Annotated in this window: 17 protein-coding genes; 16 read left to right on the top strand and 1 reads right to left on the bottom strand. The window is 44.2% G+C overall.

From position 1 onward, the window contains the following. The 11 genes from FHS57_RS18375 to FHS57_RS18425 all read left to right on the top strand — a co-directional run. Window positions 1-684 (top strand): T9SS type A sorting domain-containing protein (locus tag FHS57_RS18375; RefSeq protein ID WP_183976256.1); only part of this gene is annotated, 684 nt, incomplete at its 5' end. A gap of 3 nt (window positions 685-687) precedes the next feature. Further along, the gene (locus FHS57_RS18380) at window positions 688-1155 is read left to right on the top strand and encodes a hypothetical protein (protein ID WP_183976257.1); all 468 of its coding nucleotides are present in this window, start codon (window positions 688-690) and stop codon (window positions 1153-1155) included. A 71-nt stretch (window positions 1156-1226) separates the two neighbouring features. Next, complete coding sequence (locus FHS57_RS18385; protein ID WP_183976258.1) at window positions 1227-4178, top strand: sensor histidine kinase; 2952 nt, start codon at window positions 1227-1229, stop codon at window positions 4176-4178. Between the two features lie 147 nt (window positions 4179-4325). Continuing rightward, window positions 4326-4706 (top strand): hypothetical protein, encoded by a 381-nt coding sequence (locus tag FHS57_RS18390; RefSeq protein ID WP_183976260.1) that lies wholly within the window; start codon window positions 4326-4328, stop codon window positions 4704-4706. A 26-nt stretch (window positions 4707-4732) separates the two neighbouring features. Then, window positions 4733-5044, top strand: a complete 312-nt coding sequence (locus tag FHS57_RS18395; protein ID WP_183976262.1) for a LytTR family transcriptional regulator DNA-binding domain-containing protein — start codon at window positions 4733-4735, stop codon at window positions 5042-5044. Window positions 5045-5115: 71 nt separating this feature from the next. Continuing rightward, window positions 5116-5535, top strand: a complete 420-nt coding sequence (gene aroQ / locus FHS57_RS18400) for a type II 3-dehydroquinate dehydratase (RefSeq protein ID WP_183976264.1) — start codon at window positions 5116-5118, stop codon at window positions 5533-5535. Between the two features lie 62 nt (window positions 5536-5597). Next, entirely contained in the window at window positions 5598-5948 is a 351-nt protein-coding gene (locus FHS57_RS18405) for a four helix bundle protein (protein ID WP_183976266.1), read from the top strand. A gap of 42 nt (window positions 5949-5990) precedes the next feature. Continuing rightward, window positions 5991-7073: an aminotransferase class V-fold PLP-dependent enzyme gene (locus tag FHS57_RS18410; RefSeq protein WP_183976267.1), complete on the top strand. Its 1083-nt coding sequence runs from the start codon at window positions 5991-5993 to the stop codon at window positions 7071-7073. A gap of 50 nt (window positions 7074-7123) precedes the next feature. After that, window positions 7124-7486, top strand: coding sequence for a winged helix-turn-helix transcriptional regulator (locus FHS57_RS18415; RefSeq protein WP_183976269.1), 363 nt, complete (start codon window positions 7124-7126; stop codon window positions 7484-7486). Window positions 7487-7597: 111 nt separating this feature from the next. After that, window positions 7598-8371, top strand: a complete 774-nt coding sequence (locus FHS57_RS18420) for an NIPSNAP family protein (RefSeq protein ID WP_183976271.1) — start codon at window positions 7598-7600, stop codon at window positions 8369-8371. A gap of 128 nt (window positions 8372-8499) precedes the next feature. Further along, complete coding sequence (locus FHS57_RS18425) at window positions 8500-10623, top strand: T9SS type B sorting domain-containing protein (protein WP_183976273.1); 2124 nt, start codon at window positions 8500-8502, stop codon at window positions 10621-10623. A 347-nt stretch (window positions 10624-10970) separates the two neighbouring features. Here FHS57_RS18425 and FHS57_RS18430 read toward each other — a convergent pair whose 3' ends face one another. Then, window positions 10971-12257 (bottom strand): acetyl-CoA hydrolase/transferase family protein, encoded by a 1287-nt coding sequence (locus tag FHS57_RS18430; protein WP_183976275.1) that lies wholly within the window; start codon window positions 12255-12257, stop codon window positions 10971-10973. A 214-nt stretch (window positions 12258-12471) separates the two neighbouring features. Between FHS57_RS18430 and FHS57_RS18435 the strand changes: the two genes are divergently transcribed. The 5 genes from FHS57_RS18435 to FHS57_RS18455 all read left to right on the top strand — a co-directional run bounded on the left by FHS57_RS18435 (window position 12472) and on the right by FHS57_RS18455 (window position 19533). Continuing rightward, the gene (locus tag FHS57_RS18435) at window positions 12472-14826 is read left to right on the top strand and encodes a prolyl oligopeptidase family serine peptidase (protein ID WP_183976277.1); all 2355 of its coding nucleotides are present in this window, start codon (window positions 12472-12474) and stop codon (window positions 14824-14826) included. A gap of 86 nt (window positions 14827-14912) precedes the next feature. Next, window positions 14913-15725: an RpnC/YadD family protein gene (locus tag FHS57_RS18440; RefSeq protein WP_183976279.1), complete on the top strand. Its 813-nt coding sequence runs from the start codon at window positions 14913-14915 to the stop codon at window positions 15723-15725. A gap of 124 nt (window positions 15726-15849) precedes the next feature. Continuing rightward, entirely contained in the window at window positions 15850-17727 is a 1878-nt protein-coding gene (locus FHS57_RS18445; protein WP_183976281.1) for a CocE/NonD family hydrolase, read from the top strand. 4 nt (window positions 17728-17731) lie between these two features. After that, the gene (locus FHS57_RS18450) at window positions 17732-18292 is read left to right on the top strand and encodes a pyridoxamine 5'-phosphate oxidase family protein (protein WP_183976283.1); all 561 of its coding nucleotides are present in this window, start codon (window positions 17732-17734) and stop codon (window positions 18290-18292) included. 140 nt (window positions 18293-18432) lie between these two features. Continuing rightward, a complete protein-coding gene (locus tag FHS57_RS18455; protein WP_229601395.1) occupies window positions 18433-19533 on the top strand; it encodes a TlpA disulfide reductase family protein in 1101 nt (366 codons plus the stop codon). Window positions 19534-19664: the final 131 nt, after the last annotated feature.

Raw genomic sequence — 19664 nt, forward strand, 5'->3', positions numbered from 1 at the left:
GTAGGTGCGGGTGTAGTCGTTTATTCAGACAAAGGCTTAAGTGCATCGACGAAATATGGTTACCGTGTACGAGCGAAAAACACGGCAGGAGTATCAGACGCTAGCCCGATGAAAGTTGCGACGACGCAAGCGATTAGTCAAACTGCATTAGCTGCTCCGTCAAACTTAGCTGTCAAACCAACCCCAATGGCATTGACGCTTACTTGGTTGGACAACTCACCAGACGAAACAGGGTTTGAAATATCTCGTTCTGTTAACAATGAAACAAGCTGGGAGGTAATTAAAGCAGATTTAGCAGCCAATACGACCGAATTTGTCGATAAAAATGTGCGCCCGACTTTTATGTATTATTACCGAGTACGAGGATTTAAAGGAGGGACTTTCTCAAATTACACGTCGGTTGTAGGGGCAAATGGCCCTGTAATTACGGCTACAAATGTGGGGAGAAATCAAACCGAAACATTGGTGTATCCGAATCCTGCCTCAGATGTTGTGTACATCACACCTCCCAATGGCACATTGGCAACGTACCAACTGTTGACTGTTGCTGGCAAAGTAGTATCAAGTTCCATCGTAGAACAGCAATCTCCGATTAGCCTGACAGGTTTAGAAACAGGGACGTATTTGCTAAAAATACACCAAAGCGATGAGAAAGTAGTAACAATTAAATTGTTTAAACAATAGATTATGAAAGCGTTAACCGTTCTGTTGAAAGCTACTGTACTTGTGGTAGGTGTTTTACTAGCTCCTGTCTCCTGCCGCGTTCGTAACCTTGCTGACGTTACTAGCAATGCCCTTTTTTCGGGAAGTTTTGTTGCCAACGTCGTCAAAGAGGGTTCGGTGGTGGTTTACCGAAGAGGGACAACGGGGAATTACATCCCAGGGTATTCAAAATTCCGAATTGAGTTTGTGGCGGGTTCTGAAAATAGGGTTCGATTTACCGAATACACAGGCGAAACGTTCGATGGGATTTGGAACTATTCGGAAGATAATTCTACCCTATCTTTTCGACAATTGGTACCAGTACCTTCGGCAGGTAATAGTATTATTTTTAAAGTAGAGAAAAAAGAAAGAAATGATTTTGTTTTGAGTAGTATTTCGCCTAATCCAAAGACAGGAAGTACCCTGAATCAGTACGTTTTGATTAGTGAATAGGAAGTTGTATTTGCAAGATTCCAAAGAAATCCTAATTTTGGAATTCATTCGATATCACTTCCTTAAATCAGTTGCGCTCACTATTTGTACATCTTTGGAGAAGTTTTTTGGTACTAATCGGCTTGGGTGTAAGCTTTGGTTGGGCGCAAAAAAAGTACCTCGTTTCTATTCTTGACGCCGACAAAGAGTATATTTCTGGCTCCATTTTTTGCCTTCATAAAGATAAAAAAGGCTTTGTTTGGATGGGAACACCTGGGGGACTTTGTCGCTTCGACGGTACTCAAATGCACTTCGTGCGCGATTCGGCCATTCGTGCGGTGGATTTGGTCAGAACCATTGTGGAAGACCCCAACAGCAATTTTTGGCTGGGGGTAAATAGAATTCCAAGTTTTTTTGAGCGGTACTCGACCGTTGCGTATTTTATCCGAAAAACTGAACGCTTTGTTCACCTTAAAGAGAAAACCAAGGAAGGATGGAGGCCGATGAAAGGACAGCCGCTGGGACTGCTTGGAACCCGACTTTGGTGTATATCGCCTTCAAACCAACAGCTGTTTTATTTCGATGTAGCGACTCGGCGTAAAACCGTTGTGTTAACTCAAGTGCCGTTTTTTGAGGATAATAACTTTTACGATCATCAATCCATGTTTGATGGGAAACGTTACCTCTGGATTCACCTCTTGGAGGGTATTTTAAGGTTCGACACGCAGACATTGGAAAGCTGTTATATTTTCAGTAAACATCCGTTGAACAAACTGGGCAATCCCACCTTTTTTAGCCATTTTAAGTTGACTGAAGAAGGGATTTATGCGGCAACAAAAGATTTTTCAGGTAGGCTGATTAGTAATGATTTACGAACGGTGAAACCGACGACGAAAACGCAGGAGTTTTTTGCGCCTCATCATTCGGTGTTGGCTTTGCCGAAGGCGGTGTATCCTTATTACCCTCATTACAAAACCTTTGGCGATGGGGTGCAGTGGCTTTGGAATTTTAACTATGGCTATAAACTTAACCCGTTGATTCCCAAGTTTCAAAAAGTGACAGCGAGTACCCATGAGGTACCCATGAAGCTTTCAAATCGAGGCTTTTTGGTACTCAATGATAGCTTGCTGAGGGTAAATTTGGACGACTATCAAGTGCTGTTGTACAATAAAAAAACGGATGGTTTGTTTGCTCCCAATCCCAATGATAAACTCAACAATACAGGGGGACGTACCTTCCGAAGTGCGGATGGAAACGTTTGGATTATGGCAAAAAATGGACTTCGCGTGTATGACTCATTGAGGAAAACAATACGAACGTTTGTGAATCCCGACACGCTCCAAAACGAGTCTAAATTTGCCAATACCGTTCGAGATGTCTTTGAAACAACTCCTACGACATTGGTTCTGAATACCGAATCGGGGATGTTTGTGTTTCATCGAAAAAATCTGACTTTTCAACGGATTCCTTTTTTTGGAACCAATGGACGCGTGTGCCTGCATGACAAAGAAGGGCGGTTCTACGTGGGTTTTAATGGGAAACTACACATTGGCTACCTTCAAGATACGGTTTGGCGGGCCACTACTGCCCCGATTACAGGGGCGATTTTCCGCAATGGCTACGACGATGTAGCTCACAATCAGGTGTTAGGGGCAAGTGCAACGGGATTGTTTGTTATTTCTAAAACTACGTGGAAAGTCACCAAATGGACTGCGAAGGAAGGGCTTGCCAGTGAGTATGTGTATGATGTGTTGACGGATAAAAAAGGGCATTTTTGGGTAAGTAGTACGCGTGGAGTTTCGAGGATAGACCCTTATCGCTCAAAAGTCGAAAATTTTAAACTCACCGATGGACTGCAAAGCAATGATTTTAATTCGCGGACGGCCTACCTTGCACCCGATGGGGAAATGTTTTTTGGTGGAAGTCAGGGTTTTAACCGCTTTTACCCTGAGGATATTACAAAGAACACGTATGTGAGTCAACCGTATTTGACGCAATTGACGGTCAAAGAAGCTCCCTACAAATTGCCCATGGTTATAAGTGAAGCTACGTCCATCACGCTGCCGCCCGATAGCAATTCGTTTGCCATTCAGTACAGCGTCATAGATTACGTGTCGGAAGGGGTCAATAGCTACCAATTTCGGCTTTTGGGGTCGGATAGTACGTGGGTTAACGCCAATAAACAAACCATCGCACGCTTTATCCAAGTACCAGCGGGTAAGTACGTTTTTGAGTTAAAAGCAGCCAATAGTGATGGCGTCTGGAATCCGATTCCTACCCGACTTAAAATCGAGATTCGACCCTATTTTTGGCAAACGCAGTGGTTCAAAGCCTTGCTATTTTTAGGGATGGTAATTGGCTTGTATTTCTTTGATAAATACCGTGTTCGGCAACTTTTGGCGCAGCAACGAAAGGAAATAAAGCTAATGGTACAGACCCAAGAAATCGAACGAAATCGCTTTGCCAAGGAGGTGCACGACGGCATTGGTGCCAACCTTACCGCCCTCCGAATCATGGTAGGCTTGTTGGGGAATGTCGATAGTGCGATGCTCAAAGCGAAGTTGGAAAATGTGCTGGAAACTACCTTCGATGATTTACGAGGACTAATCAATGACATGAGCCCCAGAAGTCTGAAAACCAAAGGGTTGGTAGGTGTGTTGCGTGAGCGGGCTACCCTTATCAATCAAACGCAGAAGGTATATGTAATTGTCAACGTGAGTCGTAAGTTCCCGAAACACTTGGCCGAGGAGTACGAGGTGAATTTGTATCGAATTGCTCAGGAATTGCTTCAAAATACCCTCAAACACGCAAGTGCCACCGAGGCGACTTTTTACCTTGATTACATTGGTAAGTGTTTGATTTTGAGTTATAATGACAATGGCGTGGGTTTTGATGTAGCTCAAGCCAAACACAAAAATGGGAATGGCCTTTCTAATTTGCAGGCACGAACCCAACTGCTCCATGGTACGATGGAAACCCATTCGGCATTGGAGCAAGGAATGGAAGTAACCATTAAAATTCCGTACGATTTTACATTAGAGTAATAGTTTTCCGAATTCAGTTGACCCCAAAAATCATGGTTTTCCATGAGCCAATATCATGGGAAACTATGAGAAGGAGTGTGGTAAAATAATGGGAAGTTTGTACCGAAGTAAAACCCTATTGTTTAAACCTTTCAGACCTTTTATTGTATGAAAACGAACACTTTTATCCTGATTGTAACGATTTACAGCCTTTTATTGGGCTTGCCAGCGATTGTTGCTCCAATAATGGCTTCCGAATACTTTGGCCAAGTGTCGCCAAATGCCAACGAACTTTCTTTGTTCAATTTTTTAGGAGGCTACCAACTAGCCATGGGTTATTTGGGCTATGTGGCGTACCGCTCAACCGACAAAGCGACCCGCAGGGGCTGGCTGTTGTCCATCGTTTTTCTAACCGTTTTGGCGGAAGTAGTCTATTATTACAACCTGAATGTGAGACACATGGCGCCTCATAAAACGATTGCGATGGACATGGGTATTTGGGCTGTTATGGCCATTGGTGCTTTGTATTTTTGGAATAAAGAGAAGTAAACCTGGATTTTAACCCCTTGCCAATAATGAACGCTTTATCTCATTTACCAAACTCAGGAAATTATTTGGTACTGCTACGTGGGCGTTTACGATTGCGTATAGCTGACATCGTTCGACTCGAAGCTGACCGAAACTACACCCGTTTAGTGCTGGCCGACGGTCGAACGTTGTTGATGGCGCGCACGCTTGGTTCTTTCGAAAAGGAATTACCCAATGTATTTTTTCGGGCCAACAAGAGTGTTTTGGTGAATCGTTTGTACGTAAAAGTTCTGATGAAAGATTGGGTAGAGCTAAAGGACGGTTTTGGGGTGACGGTGGCGAGGCGTCGAAAAATTTGAGGAACCAAAACAAGTTTTGAATGTACCACTGGAAGGTCGTAATATTGCAATTGAATCAAAACGACCATCCAGTGAAAAAAATACTTATCATCAACGGCCCTAACTTGAACCTATTGGGCAAACGCGAACCCACCATTTACGGAAGCCAAACCTTTGAAGATTACTTCCAAACCCTTCAGCAACTTTTTCCTGAAGTAGAGTTGCATTACTTTCAATCAAACCACGAAGGCGCTCTCATCGACAAAATCCACGAAATTGGTTTTACCTTCGATGGAATTGTTCTTAACGCTGGTGCATATACGCATACGTCGATAGCCATCGCCGATGCTCTTTCGGCTGTCACAACGCCTGCGGTCGAAGTCCACATTTCCAACGTACACGCCCGCGAGGCTTTTCGTCACCACAGCTACCTCAGTAGCCGCGTAAAAGGTGTCATTGTAGGATTAGGACTCAAAGGATACGAATTAGCGATTTGGTACTTTACAAATTGAAAATCCAATTGAACCGAAAAATGTAAAACTGCAAAACCGAAAAATGTAAACGAAACTGTAAAATGCAGCATAGGAAATTTGACTTGGAAGAACGTTTGATTGATTTTGGGGTTTTGATTATCGACGTGAGCGAAAAACTTCCTAAAACCGCAGCAGGAAGACATTTGGCCGATCAGCTTCTTAGGTCAGGAACTGCCCCTGCTTTGCTTTATGGGGAAGCACAAGCCGCTGAGTCCCAAAAAGATTTTATTCACAAAATGAAGTTGGCTCTCAAAGAATTGCGAGAAACATCCATCAACCTTCGAATGTTGCAGAAAGCAAAAATGTACTCGGATGAAAATCTGCTAGGTGAAGCTCGCCAATTGGTCGCAATTTTTCAGAAAAGTATCGATACCGCACAAAGTGGCACTTAATTTTACATTTTTCGGTTCATCAATTTTACAGTTTTACATTTAATGATAACCTTCTACCCTGGTCCATCCAAAATCTACCCTCAAGTCGAACAGTACTTGCAGGATGCCTACCGCTCGGGGATTCTGAGCATGAATCACCGCAGCCAAGGCTTCATGGACGTGCTGAAAGAAACGATGCGGTTGATGCGCGAAAAATTGGCGATTCCTGCCGATTATTCTATTTATTTGGTATCGTCGGCTACGGAGGCGTGGGAGATAGTGGCGCAGTCGTTGACGCAGCAACACAGCGCCCATCATTACAATGGCGCTTTTGGCAAGAAGTGGTTTAGCTACGCTACTCACATCGTCCCGCAGACCTCGGGCTCATTGTTCCCAATTAATCAAACTTTGCCGTATCATTTGTTTCAGGAAGGGGAGGAGCGTGCGGCTTTCAATCGTCAGCGTCTGAGCGATTACGAAGTCCTGTGTTTGACCCACAGTGAAACCTCCAACGGCACACAAATACGGATGCAGGAGTTGGCCGAAATTCGTTCGTTGACCCCTGCCCTGATTGCCATCGATGCTACTTCGTCGATGGGAGGGGTGGCGTTTGACTGGACGCTCGGCGATGTGTGGTTTGCGTCTGTGCAAAAGTGTTTTGGTTTGCCCGCAGGCATGGGGATAATGGTATGTTCGCCCAACGCCCTCGAAAAAGCGCGCCAAGTCAACGATATTTTGCGCTACAACAGTTTATTGTTTGTGCACGAAAACTTTGAAAAGTACCAAACGCATTATACGCCAAATACGCTTGGCGTGTATTTGTTGATGCGGGTCATGGAGCAACTTGAGCCAATTGCAGCGATTGACCAACGGACGGTAGAACGTGCTGCACATTTTTATCAATTTCTTGAAAATGAAACCAGTTGGGAGCCTTTGGTGACAAACAACGCGACCCGTTCGGATACGGTGATTGCGGTCAAAGGGGAGCCACAAGCGATTGCTGCGCTTAAAAAAGAAGCGACTTTGGCAGGAATTACCTTGGGCAACGGCTACGGTGAATGGAAAAATAATACTTTCCGAATCGCCAATTTTCCTGCCATTGAGGACGAGGAGATCGAACAATTGCGGTCTTTTTTACGGAAATGATAAGGTAGGAATCCAATAACTGGTGACTTTTGCTAATAAAAAAGTGAGTCATGGCAGAACGTAAATTAAATTCGACCAACTACCAAAACCAAGTTTTTCTGGAGGAAAAATGTGCGCTCAACGAACTGATTCACTTGTTGAGCAAGCGCTGGTTGACGGAAGTAATGTTCAGTATCGAAGAGGGAAATGTTCGTTTTTCGAACATCAAAGAAGACCTTAAATACATCAGTGACAATGTGTTGGCTGACCGACTGAAATTGCTCGAAAAATATAAATTGATTGTCCGTACGGAGTTTGCCAAAGAGTCGCCTACGCGGGTGGAGTACGCCCTCACTCAAACGGGAGAGACGTTGAGCGAATGGTTGGGGGTATTGTGCAATTTTGCCGAAAAAGACATGGATTTTTCGACCTAGTGCCGAGATGCTTAGAAAATTGTGAGTACATAAAAAGTGAAAGCGCTATTGATTAGGGTGTAGAAGGGACGTTATTTTGAGCTTTCAAAATCACCTAATCGTTCATGTAAGATGTTTAAATCAGTTATTGCATTTTTGACGCTTTTGCTCATTGGATTTACGGCCAATGCCAAGCGCGATTTTTACCAAATTAAAGTATATCATTTAAAAACCGAAGAGCAGGAAAGAAAAGTAGATGATTTCCTAAAACAAGCCTATTTGCCTGCACTTCACCGCCTTGGGATTGCGCAGGTGGGTGTGTTTAAGCCGATTCCCAATCCCGAAAAACCTGCCGACGAAAAACTGATTTATGTGTTTATCCCGTTTAAGTCGCAAGATGATTTTTTCAAATTAGAACAAAAATTAGCCGCCGACAAGGCTTACTGGACCGACGGAAAAGCGTATTTGGATGCGGTTTATACCGAACCCCCGTACGACCGCATCGAAACCATTTTGTTAACGGCGTTTGAAAAGAATCCGCGCTACAATTTGCCACAGTTGAAATCACCGATGAAAGAGCGCGTGTACGAACTACGTAGCTACGAAGGGCATACGGAAAAGATTTCAAAAAATAAGATTAAGATGTTCAACGACGGCGACGAAGTGGGGCTGTTTAAACGCTTAAATTTCAACGCGGTATTTTACGGTGAAGTAGTAGCAGGAAGCCGAATGCCTAACCTGATGTACCTTACTACGTTCGAAAATCGCCCCGACCGCGATGCGCACTGGAAGTCGTTTAGTGCAGACGAATACTGGAAAAAACTTTCGGCGATGCCTGAGTATCAAAAGAATGTGTCAAAAAATGACCAACGCCTTTTGTACCCAACTGATTATTCGGATATTTAGTCGATAGCAGTGAGTCGGGTTGCTCACAACCCGACTTACACCTGTATTCAAAAAAACTAATTCGTTACACTAAAACTTTCTCTCAAACGTTTTAAAAGGAAGGTATCACTTCTTTTGAAACGTTGAATATGAAAAAACGATTACGTGAGTTGTTGTTGTGTAGCCTACTGTTTTCTACACCTTATTGGGCTTTTGCTATCCACATCGTTGGTGGAAATTTTGGAATGAAATCGTTGCCTCAAAGAGGTTTTTACCAAATCAATTTGACGCTTTTTTTTGATGTAGAAGGCAGTGTCACTATTTCAAATGCCGAGACAACCGCCAGTTGTAGTATTCGTTCGATTGCCGATGGGCGCATTGTCCGAAGTTTTACCATGACCCGTCAACGGTTTGAACCTCTAGTGTATAAAAATGCCATCTGCGTGCAACAAGGCAAATTACGAACCGCAACGGGCTATTTCTCCCAAGAACTTTTTTTAGACCCTGCCGTTTACAACCAGCCACAAGGGTATTTGCTTATTTTTACCAATTGCTGTCGTAATCAAGCGATTTCTAATATTCAAAATCCTATTAATTCTGAAGGGGTAATCACGTTACAATTTCCCGCTATTATGCAAAATGGCGCGGAATTTCGTAACTCTTCTCCCGATTTTGGCCTTCCAAACGGTGATTATATTTGTATCAATAAGCCTTTTGATTTTAATTCGATGGCGACCGATGCCGATGGCGACGAACTGCGGTATTCGATGGTCACTCCTTACGGAAAAATAGACATAAACAATAGTTTTCAGGAGGTACGATGGGCGGCGGGATTGGGTTTGTCCAACGTGATTCCTGGGCCACGGCCTCCCGTAGTTAACCCTCGAACGGGCCTGATGTCACTGACGGCTAATCGGCCAGGCTTGTATGTTTTTACTATTTTGGTAGAAGAATACCGAGCTGGAAAACGAATCGGTTTTGTTCGGCGCGATTTTCAGTTGCCAGTGGTTGACTGTCAGCGTAGTACACTTCCTGAGCCTCCTATTTATACTTCTACTTCCCCCAATCAAACGGTTCAAGAGTTAGAGCTGTGCGAAGGGGCTTCGGTCACGTTAGCTACTGCGGAAAAAAGCGATTATGCGTACCAATGGCAAAGAGACAATGCCAATTTGACGGGAGCCAATTCGACTTCATTGCTTGTCACTCAGCCAGGAGATTATCGTGTTATTGTCAGCTCGGCCCTTGTGTGTGCAGGAGATACCAATTCACTGATTGTAAAGGTAAAAAAAGCGCCTTCTCCCATCATCCAACTCAGTCCGACGGATACATTGCGTCTTTGTGCGGCTGAAAATGGTGAATTGCGCGTAACGGAATCCTCCAATTATCAATACAAATGGTATAAGAATGGCGAAGTGATTGTAGGACAAGAAAAGTCAACCTTGAATGTCCAATCAGCAGGGACGTATAGTGTTCAGGTTACTACCCAACTTCGACCCAATTGCCCTGTTTCTGCTTGGGATACCGTGCAGGTGGTCACAGCGGCAATTGTTACTTTTGATTCCTTGGGTACAGTGTGTTTTAGCGATTCGGGAGTGGTGCCGTTGCGGGTATCTCCTGCGGGAGGCATTTTTGTTGGAAAAGGAGTGGAAGCCAACAGTATGAAGGTCAAAGACGTTGGAGTAGGGACACATACGGTAAGCTACGAGCTCAAAGACCCTGCTACGGGTTGTATTGGTAAGCAAACCCGTTCGTTGGTTGTGCTGCCCCTTCCCGAAATCAACCTTGCGACCTCTCAAAGCGTTGCTCAAGGCGAAAATGTTACGCTAAAACCCCAAACGAAAGACCCAATCAATGAACAATTTCAATGGTCTCCTGCGGAAGGGCTGGATGACCCATTTTCTCCAACGCCAACTGTGTCGGTGCAACAAAATAGGACTTATAGCCTTCGAGTGACTGATAAAAACGGATGTGTCAATCAGGCAGCAATTAGGCTTGTTTTTTCCAATCTAATTCTAATCCCCGATGTGTTTTCTCCCAATGGCGACGGGGTAAATGACCGTTTGGAGATTAAAAAGAATGGTGATTTTCCCAGCCTTGAGCTGTTTATTTACAATCGGTGGGGGGAGTTATTGTTTTATGAAAAAGATGCCTACCAAAATTCGTGGGATGGTACCTACCGTGAGAAGCGGGTTCAAGCAGGCATCTACAGTTATGTCATTCAAAACGTGGAAAAGGGGGTGAAGCAAGCGGGTCGCCTTTGGGTGCTGTATTGATGTATCAAAAATCAATATGTTCGTAAACCTCATCCAAACGCAACGTAACGCCTAGCGGATAGGTTGAGTGCATTGAAATAAAAAGCTAGTATTGATTGCTCCAGAGGAGCTACATCTTCGTAGCAAAAATGAATCAGGCCTTAAATCAAGCCCCATCGGGGTGGCATCTTTCACTGAACATCGGCCGCATTCTACTACAAAGGTTTCGCCTCTCCGAGGCTGTTTTTAAAAATGTTTAACCTGCCTAATAAACAAGGTTCTTTCGATTAGTTGGTGATTTTGTTCTGAACAAAAATCGGGTTGTGAGCAACCCGATTCACTTGTTACTAGCAACCCGACTCACTTATTTACAACGCTTTAAATCGCTCAAAACAGGCTTTTTCAAGCCCTTCGCGGTCGTCAGGATGGGCAATGTCGATGAGGGCTTTGGCACGTTGACGGAGGTTTTTGCCAAACAAATAGGCCGAACCGTATTCCGTAATGATGTAGTGCGCATGGGCGCGGGTCGTGACCACACCAGCCCCTTGTTTGAGGAAAGGAACAATGCGCGATACGCCTTTTTGAGTCCGCGATGGCAGGGCAATAATGGGTTTCCCGCCCTGACTCAACGCTGCTCCCCGCATAAAATCCATTTGTCCACCCACGCCCGAATACTGATAAGTACCGATGGAATCAGAGCAAATTTGCCCCGTTACATCCACTTCCACGGCGCTGTTGATGGCTACTACTTTGGGATTTTGTTTGATGATGTGCGGGTCGTTGACAAAGTCAATGTCTAAAAAAGAAAAGGCAGGATTGTCATTGACATAATCATATAACCGCTTGGTACCCAAGGCAAAGCCCGTGACGGTTTTGTTGGGATTGATGACCTTGAATTTGTTGTTGATGATGTCTTTATCGAACAAATCAATCAACCCATCGCTGAACATTTCGGTATGAACGCCTAAATTTTTGTGGTGGTAGAGGCATTGCAAGACGGCATTGGGAATTGACCCAATACCCATTTGCAGGGTGCTACCGTCGTCAATCAATTCGGCGACATATTGGCCAATTTTTTGGTCCACTTCCGTCACTGCGCCTCCAAATTTTCCTTCGTGCAAAGCGTCTTCGCAATATACCATGGCGTGAAAACGACTGGCGTGAATCATGCCATCGCCGTGGGTGCGGGGCACGTTGGGGTTGACTTGTGCAATGACGTAGCGGGCGTTGTTGACGGCCGAACGGGCGATGTCAACCGATACCCCTAAGGAGCAATAACCGTGCTGGTCGGGCACCGAAACGTGGACGATAGCCACATCGACGGGTAGAATTTTTTGGTTGAATAGCTCAGGAATTTCGCTCAAAAAAACGGGTACATAATCCGCTCTACCTTCGTTGACGGCTTTGCGAATACTTTCTGAAACAAACAACGAATTGATGTGAAAATGCCCTTCAAATTCGGGTTTATCCACGTACACATCGCCATAAACGGTAATTGACACAATTTCTAAGTCGTGCAGACGAGGGGCTTCTTGGGCTAGATGACGAAGTAAAAACGTGGGCGTTTGGGCACTTCCGTGAACAAAGACACGGTTGCCAGACTGAATGCAAGAAAGGGCTTCTTGGGGCGAGACGTAACTGATTTTAGGTCGCAAGGTGTGAGTGAGTTGGTTCTTGGAACAATGCTAATTACCTATCGTTGCTAAAAAAATGATGTTGGTCAGAACTACTCTTTCCAAAGCCGTTTTTCGACTTTTTATCTACGCAAAGCCCAAGTAGGTCATCATTTTGTAAAAGAATGGGTAATTTTTGTTTGTTTTGGTAATTTAACGTCCCTATTCAAACACTAACTCTTCATCTAATAACCCTATGAGCCAAATTTTCCGCGCATTGTCACTTTGTTGCGCTGTTGTGGTGAGTTCATCTTCGTTGTTTGCCCAAAAACTCGCCCCCCTTTCTGTTGAAAAAATCATGCGTGACCCCAAATGGATGGGTGTAGCGCCTACCAACCCAGTGTGGAGCGAAGATGGTAGCAAAGTTTACTTTAGCTGGAATCCAGACAAGACCACCAGCGATTCGTTGTATGTCTATGAAGTCGCCTCAAAACAAACCCGCAAAGTAACGCCCCAAGAGCGTCGCGCTTTGCCAGGCCAATTTGGGGGAGCATACAATCGGGCGTTTACCCAAAAATTATATGCTAAAAATGGTGATTTATTTTGGTTGGATATCAAAACAAACCAAACTCGTCAGTTGACCAATACCGTTGAAAATGAGTCGGGTGTGACTTTTAGCGGTGATGAAACCAAAGCCGTTTTTCGCCGTGGATTAAACTTGTTTGCGCTGACGTTGACTACAGGAGAGTTGGTACAATTGACCAATTTTCAAGCAGGCAACAAACGTCCAGAAGCCGCAACTGGTGAGCAAGAAAAATGGCTAAAAGCTGACCAATTGGCGATGTTTGAGATTTTAAAAGAACGTTCAGACAAGAAGAAAGAAGGCGATAAAATTGCTAAAGCCGACCTGCCAAAACGCCCGAAAGAAATTTACACGGGAGAAGCCCAGGTCGATAATGTAACGCTTGCCCCTAAGAGTAACTTTATTACGTATCGTACCGTAAAAGCAGCGGCAGGAACGAAGCCGACGATTGTGCCCAACTACGTTACTGAATCGGGTTTTACCGAAGATATTTCTGCGCGGACGAAAGTAGGGGTGGCCCAACCAACGTCGCAATTGTTTGTCTATAACATCGCGCGCGATACGGTTTTGGAGGTTTCGACCAAAGACCTGACGGGTATCAACGATAAACCCGACTATTTGAAAGATTACAAACAAGACACCACCAAAGCGAAAAAGCCAGCGGCGCGCAAAGTGAATTTTATGAGCTTGTCGTGGTCAGAAGATGGCAAGTATGCGGTCGTGATGGTGCGTTCGCAAGACAACAAAGACCGCTGGATTGCGTTGTTGGATCCTGCAACGGCTAAATTAAAAACCCTTGACCGCGTTCGCGACGAAGCGTGGGTGGGTGGCCCAGGAAGTTTTTGGTTAAATTGGATTGACAATGAGACGATTGTGTTTCATTCGGAAGCGAATACTGGTTACTCACATTTATACAGCGTCAACGTAGCCAACGGTACGCGTAAAACGTTGACGTCGGGGAAATTTGAAGTGCAGCAAGCACAACTCTCGCGCGATAAAAAGTCGATTTATTTTACCTCAAACGAAGTCCACCCTGGCGAGCAGCATTTCTACAAAATGTCGGTAGCAGGAGGTGAGCGCACGGCACTGACCAAAATGACAGGCAGCAACGACGCAACGCTTTCGCCCGATGAGTCTAAACTTTTGATTCGTTTTTCGTCGAGTACACAGCCTTGGGAGCTGTATTTGCAAGATAACCAGCCCAGTGCGACTCCTGCCAAAATTACCAACTCCACTTCGGAAGAGTTTCGCAGCTATGCTTGGCGCGAGCCACAGATTGTGACGGTTAAAGCCACCGACGGTACCGACGTATATGCACGTTTGTACGTTCCGAAAAAGAAAAACGGCGCGGCGGTGATTTTCGTGCACGGTGCGGGTTATTTGCAAAATGCCCACAAATGGTGGAGCCAATATTTCAGAGAGTATATGTTCCACAACTTGTTGGTGGACATGGGTTATACGGTGCTTGACATGGATTACCGCGCTTCGGCAGGCTACGGCCGCGACGTGCGCACAGGGATTTACCGTTTTATGGGTGGAAAAGACCTTGACGATAACGTGGACGGCGCCAAGTATTTGGTTGAAAAACACGGTATCAATGCCAAACGCATTGGTATTTATGGCGGGTCGTACGGTGGTTTTATTACGTTGATGGCGATGTTTACCAAGCCTGGTGTTTTTGCGGCAGGCGCAGCGCTTCGTCCCGTGACCGATTGGGCAGCCTATAATCACGGTTATACGGCCAACATCCTAAATGAACCCCAAACCGATTCGTTGGCGTACCGTCGTAGTTCGCCTATTTACCATGCCGCAGGTTTGCAAGGACATTTGTTGATTTGCCACGGAATGGTCGATGTCAACGTGCACATTCAGGACTCGTACCGTTTGGCGCAGCGCTTGATTGAGTTGAAAAAAGAAAACTGGGAAATGGCCTCGTACCCGATGGAAGACCACGGTTTTGTAGAACCCACCAGCTGGATGGACGAGTACAAACGTATCTTGAAGTTGTTTCAGGAGAAGTTGAAATAGGGGTTCAAATTAGCCTCGGCGAGGCGCCACGTTTGTAGCATCTCGCCGAGGCACAACATTTCAATTATTTATGATAGTTTTGTTTTATGAATTCAAAACGTAAACCAAGCAGACGACAATCCTCACAGTACGATAAAGTTTTTAAAGAAAATATTGAGGCCGTAATATCAAGTATCATGCAAAACTTACTTGGCATTACGGCCGTTTCTTTAGAAGAGCTGCCCGACGATATTCAACATACCAAAGAAAGAAAGCCTGATGTACTCAAAAAAGTGACAGATAGTCAAGGGAATGTTTTTGTACTTCAAATAGAATTTCAGGTAGTTGATGAGCCTGAAATGGTTTATCGTATGCTTGAATATAAGGCTATGCTTTTGAGAAAATACAAAATTAATGTTGAGCAATTTGTTATTTATATTGGAAAAGGAGAGCCTAGAATGATGACTCAATTCAAAAGTAAAGGAATTGATTTTGAGTATCAACTTCGTTCAATTAAAGCGGTTGATTATCAACTTTTCCTAAAATCGAGTAAGCCAGAAGAAATTGTATTCGCTGTATTGAGCAATTTTGGCGAAGATAAGCCTAAAGTTGCTATCGAAAAGATAATTGAGCGGCTTGAAGAAACTATTGAAAACGATTTATCGTTAAAAAAGTACATCAATCAGTTACGGATATTAGCGGAATTGCGTAAATTAGACCTTAAGATAGATGAAATCATGGAAAGCATAGCCAAGTACTTGAATGAAGAAAATGACTACTTTGTCGTTAAAGCCAAAAGAAAAATGGTTGAAAAATTATTGACTAAAACAAATCATACAATAGCTGAAATTGCAGAGTTTGCGAGTGTGACGATAGACTTCGTAATTGGTATCAAGCAAAAACTCTCAGCCGATAAGTAATTGGCCTTGACAGCATTCTTCCTACTGGCTGTATACTTCTGATAGTAAATACACATTAAAATCGCTGGTACTTCATCTTTAAATGAGTGAAGTACCATTTTTGTTTTATCACCAAACTAATCACATGAGAAAACTCAATTACCTTCTCGTTGTCACACTTCTTGTTTCGCTTGGCACCAGAGCGCAGGATGAAATCTTAAAAAAACTCGAAGCCATAGCGGTCATCGACCAAAAAGTGATGATGCCCATGCGCGATGGCGTTCGGTTGGCAACCGACATTTATCGTCCCAAAGGCGATAAACCCGTCCCCATTATTTTTTCACGAACACCCTATAATTTTAACTCGTGGGGGAACGGTGAAATGCGTACAGGAACCTACCAAGCGGCCTACGAAGCTGTTCGCAGAGGATATGCGTATGTGGTTCAGAATGAGCGCGGTCGTTTTTTCTCGGAAGGTACGTGGGACATTTTAGGTACACCGCTGACGGATGGCTACGACGCTTTTGAATGGATGTCGAAACAACCGTGGAGCAATGGTAAAATCGGGACGTTGGGTTGTTCTTCTACGGCGGAATGGCAGATGGCCGTGGCGTCGCTCAACCACCCTGCTCATACCGCCATGATTCCCCAAGGATTTGGCGCGGGAGTGGGCAAAGTAGGAGAATTTTGGGAGCAGGGCAACTGGTATCGTGGGGGAGCGCAACAAATGCTGTTCACGGCTTGGTTGTACGGTACTCAAAACGACGTCATTCGCCCCGAATTTCCTAAAAATGCTACCCAAGAGCAGCTCGTGCGCGTATCACGCTATTTTGATTTAGCGACCGAAATGCCTCCCGTCGATTGGTCGAAAGCCCTGCGTCACTTGCCCGTTTCGGACATTATCAAAAACGTGAATGGACAACAGGGTGTGTATGAAAACATGATTCGCCGCAAACCCAATGACCCTGAGTGGTTTAAAGGTGGGTTGTATCACGATAATATGCCGTTCACTAAGCCAAGTTACTGGTTTGTGTCGTGGTACGATGTGTCGTCGAGCCCAAATTTGGCGTTGTTCAACCACGTTCGTAAAAATGCCAAAACCAAAGAAATTGCGGATAACCAGTTTTTAGTCATTGCTCCGACACTCCACTGTGCCTACAAACGCGCATCTGAAAACACCATCGTGGGCGAACGTAGCGTGGGTGATGCCCGTTTGGACTACGACAGCATGACCTACGGCTGGTTTGACCTTCATTTGAAAGGAGAAGCTAATGGTTTTGCCGAAAAAACGCCCCGCGTTAAGTACTACACCATGGGTTCAAACAAATGGCAATCGTCGGATACGTGGCCGCCTGCCAGTGCCGAAATGACGACCTATTATTTGAATAGCGGTGGCCGTGCCAATAGCTTGCACGGAGACGGGAAATTGACGACGCAGCCTTTGACGAAAGACGATAAAATGGACTCATTCACCTATGACCCAGCGTATCCAGTGCCTTCGTACGGTGGAAATGTGTGTTGTACGGGCAATGCCGTTCAGGGTGGTTCGTTTGACCAACACCAAATGGAATCGCGGAATGATATTTTGGTTTACACGACAGAACCGTTCAAAGATGGGGTAGAAGTGACGGGTTCGATCGAAACGACGTTGTACGTGTCTTCGGATGCGAAGGATACCGATTTTACGGTGAAAATCTTGGATGTATATCCTGATGGCAAAGCGTATAATTTGGACGAAACCATTTTGCGCGCTCGTTACCGTGAAGGTTTTGACAAAGAGGTAATGATGGAAAAAGGCAAAGTCTATAAACTTACCCTCAGCCCGATGTCCACTTCCAACTATTTTGCCCCAGGTCATAGCATTCGGATTGAGGTTTCGAGCAGTAATTTTCCTCGTTTTGAACGAAATTTGAACACAGGTGGTAATAACTATGATGAGAAACAAGGCGTGGTGGCGCATAACCAAATTCACCATTCTACGCTTTACCCGTCACAAATCCGTTTGCCAATCGTAAAAAAATAACAACGTGGGAAAGTTTTATCCAAAAATCGAAGAAGCGCATCGGGCGTTTGTCGATAAGCAGCACCTATTTTTTGTCGCTACGGCGCCGAGTAGCACAGAAGGTCATGTCAACCTTTCACCAAAGGGAGTGGACAGTTTTCGAATCCTCTCCGATACGGAAGTGGGATACATGGATTTGATAGGAAGTGGAAACGAAACGTCGGCGCATACCCTCGAAAATGGGCGGATTACGTTTATGTTTTGTTCGTTTGATAAAACACCCAATATTTTGCGCTTCTACGGTCGCGGAAAAGTCGTTTTACCCAATACGCCTGAGTGGGAAAAATACGCCCCGCAGTTTACGACCTATCCAAGTACGCGTCAGCTCATCGTTGCCGAAATCAACTTGGTGCAAACCTCCTGTGGGTTTGGCATTCCGTTGTTTGACTACGTGGGCGAGCGTTCGATTCACTTTGATTGGGCCGAGAAAAAGGGGGAAGAGGGATTACGGGACTACGTTGGAGAAAAGAACCTGATTAGCCTCGACGGTCTTCCCACTCATTGGGAGCAAGAATTGGGGAAATAGGGTTTGATTTATAGCTAGACCTTCCAAGTTTCAAAAACTTGGAAGGTCTTTTTTATTGATTATATATATTAAAATTATATATGTAATTTATTTATCTTTGTTGGTAGTCAAGGATTTAATGATTATTAAAAAAACGCACTATGATGAAACCTTTTCTATTTGCCGTACTTTTCTTAGCTCCCATCTTCCTTTGGGCTCAAAACAACTATCGAATTGAAGGAGAATTAAAGAATGTTGCCCCCAAAGCCAAAATTTATGTAGTTTACGGAATAGGGTCTGTTGGACATACGGATTCCGCGCAGATTTATAATGGGAAATTTGTTGTTACTGGAACCATAAATCGACCCTACTACGGATGGATTTCGACTGGGAAAGCTTCTATTAGGCTTTACATAGAACCAGGCACTATTACGGTGGTTAGTGCTGACTCCATTGAAAACGCAGTTGTAGTTTCACCCATGAATATTGACCATCAACGACTTAAAATGGTACTTAAATCCACCGAAGACCAGTTGAAACAAATCGATAAAGAATATCAATCAGCTACCCCCGAACAAAAAGCACAGCAAGCGTTTACTAAGGCGTTTGTGAAACAGCAGGATTTGCTCTACGATAAAATGTGGCAGATTAAAGCTCAGTTTATCAAGGAAAATACCACTTCGATGCTTAGCCTGTGTCTTTTGGAAGAATATTCAAATTTTACATATAGCGATATTTCTGAATTAGAACCGATGTACACCGCCTTGTCAGAAGAAATAAAAAGCAGTAAACTAGGAAAGGATTATGCAAAATTATTAACCCTTATTAAAACGGTTTCGGTAGGAGCAATGGCTCCTGATTTTACTCAGCCAGATACTTCGGGGAAATCGGTGACTTTAAGCAGTTTTCGAGGAAAATATGTATTGGTTGATTTTTGGGCAAGTTGGTGTGGTCCTTGTCGAGCGGAAAATCCAAACCTTGTTAAAAATTATCATCAATACAAAGACAAAAACTTCACCATTTTAGGAGTATCGTTGGATAGGCCCAATGGGAGGGAAGCTTGGTTGAATGCAATACACAAAGATCGTCTTGAATGGACGCATGTTTCGGAGTTAAAGGTATGGCAGTCAGACATAGCCAAACAATACAATATTCAGGTTATTCCTCAAAATTTCTTGATTAATCCTGAGGGAAAAATCATTGCAAAAAACTTACAAGGAGAGACCTTGAATAAAAAGCTCGCAGAAATTTTCAGTAAATAATTTTATCTGTGGGAATCTGCGACTTTAAATCTGCGCCAATCTGCGGGTAAAACTTTAAGCAAACTTCGCTCACACTTAAAAGAAAAGGGAGGCCACGTGGCCTCCCTTTTTGATATGGAAAGTTGTCAGTG

The organism is Runella defluvii (assembly GCF_014195535.1).
GTDB lineage: Bacteria > Bacteroidota > Bacteroidia > Cytophagales > Spirosomataceae > Runella > Runella defluvii.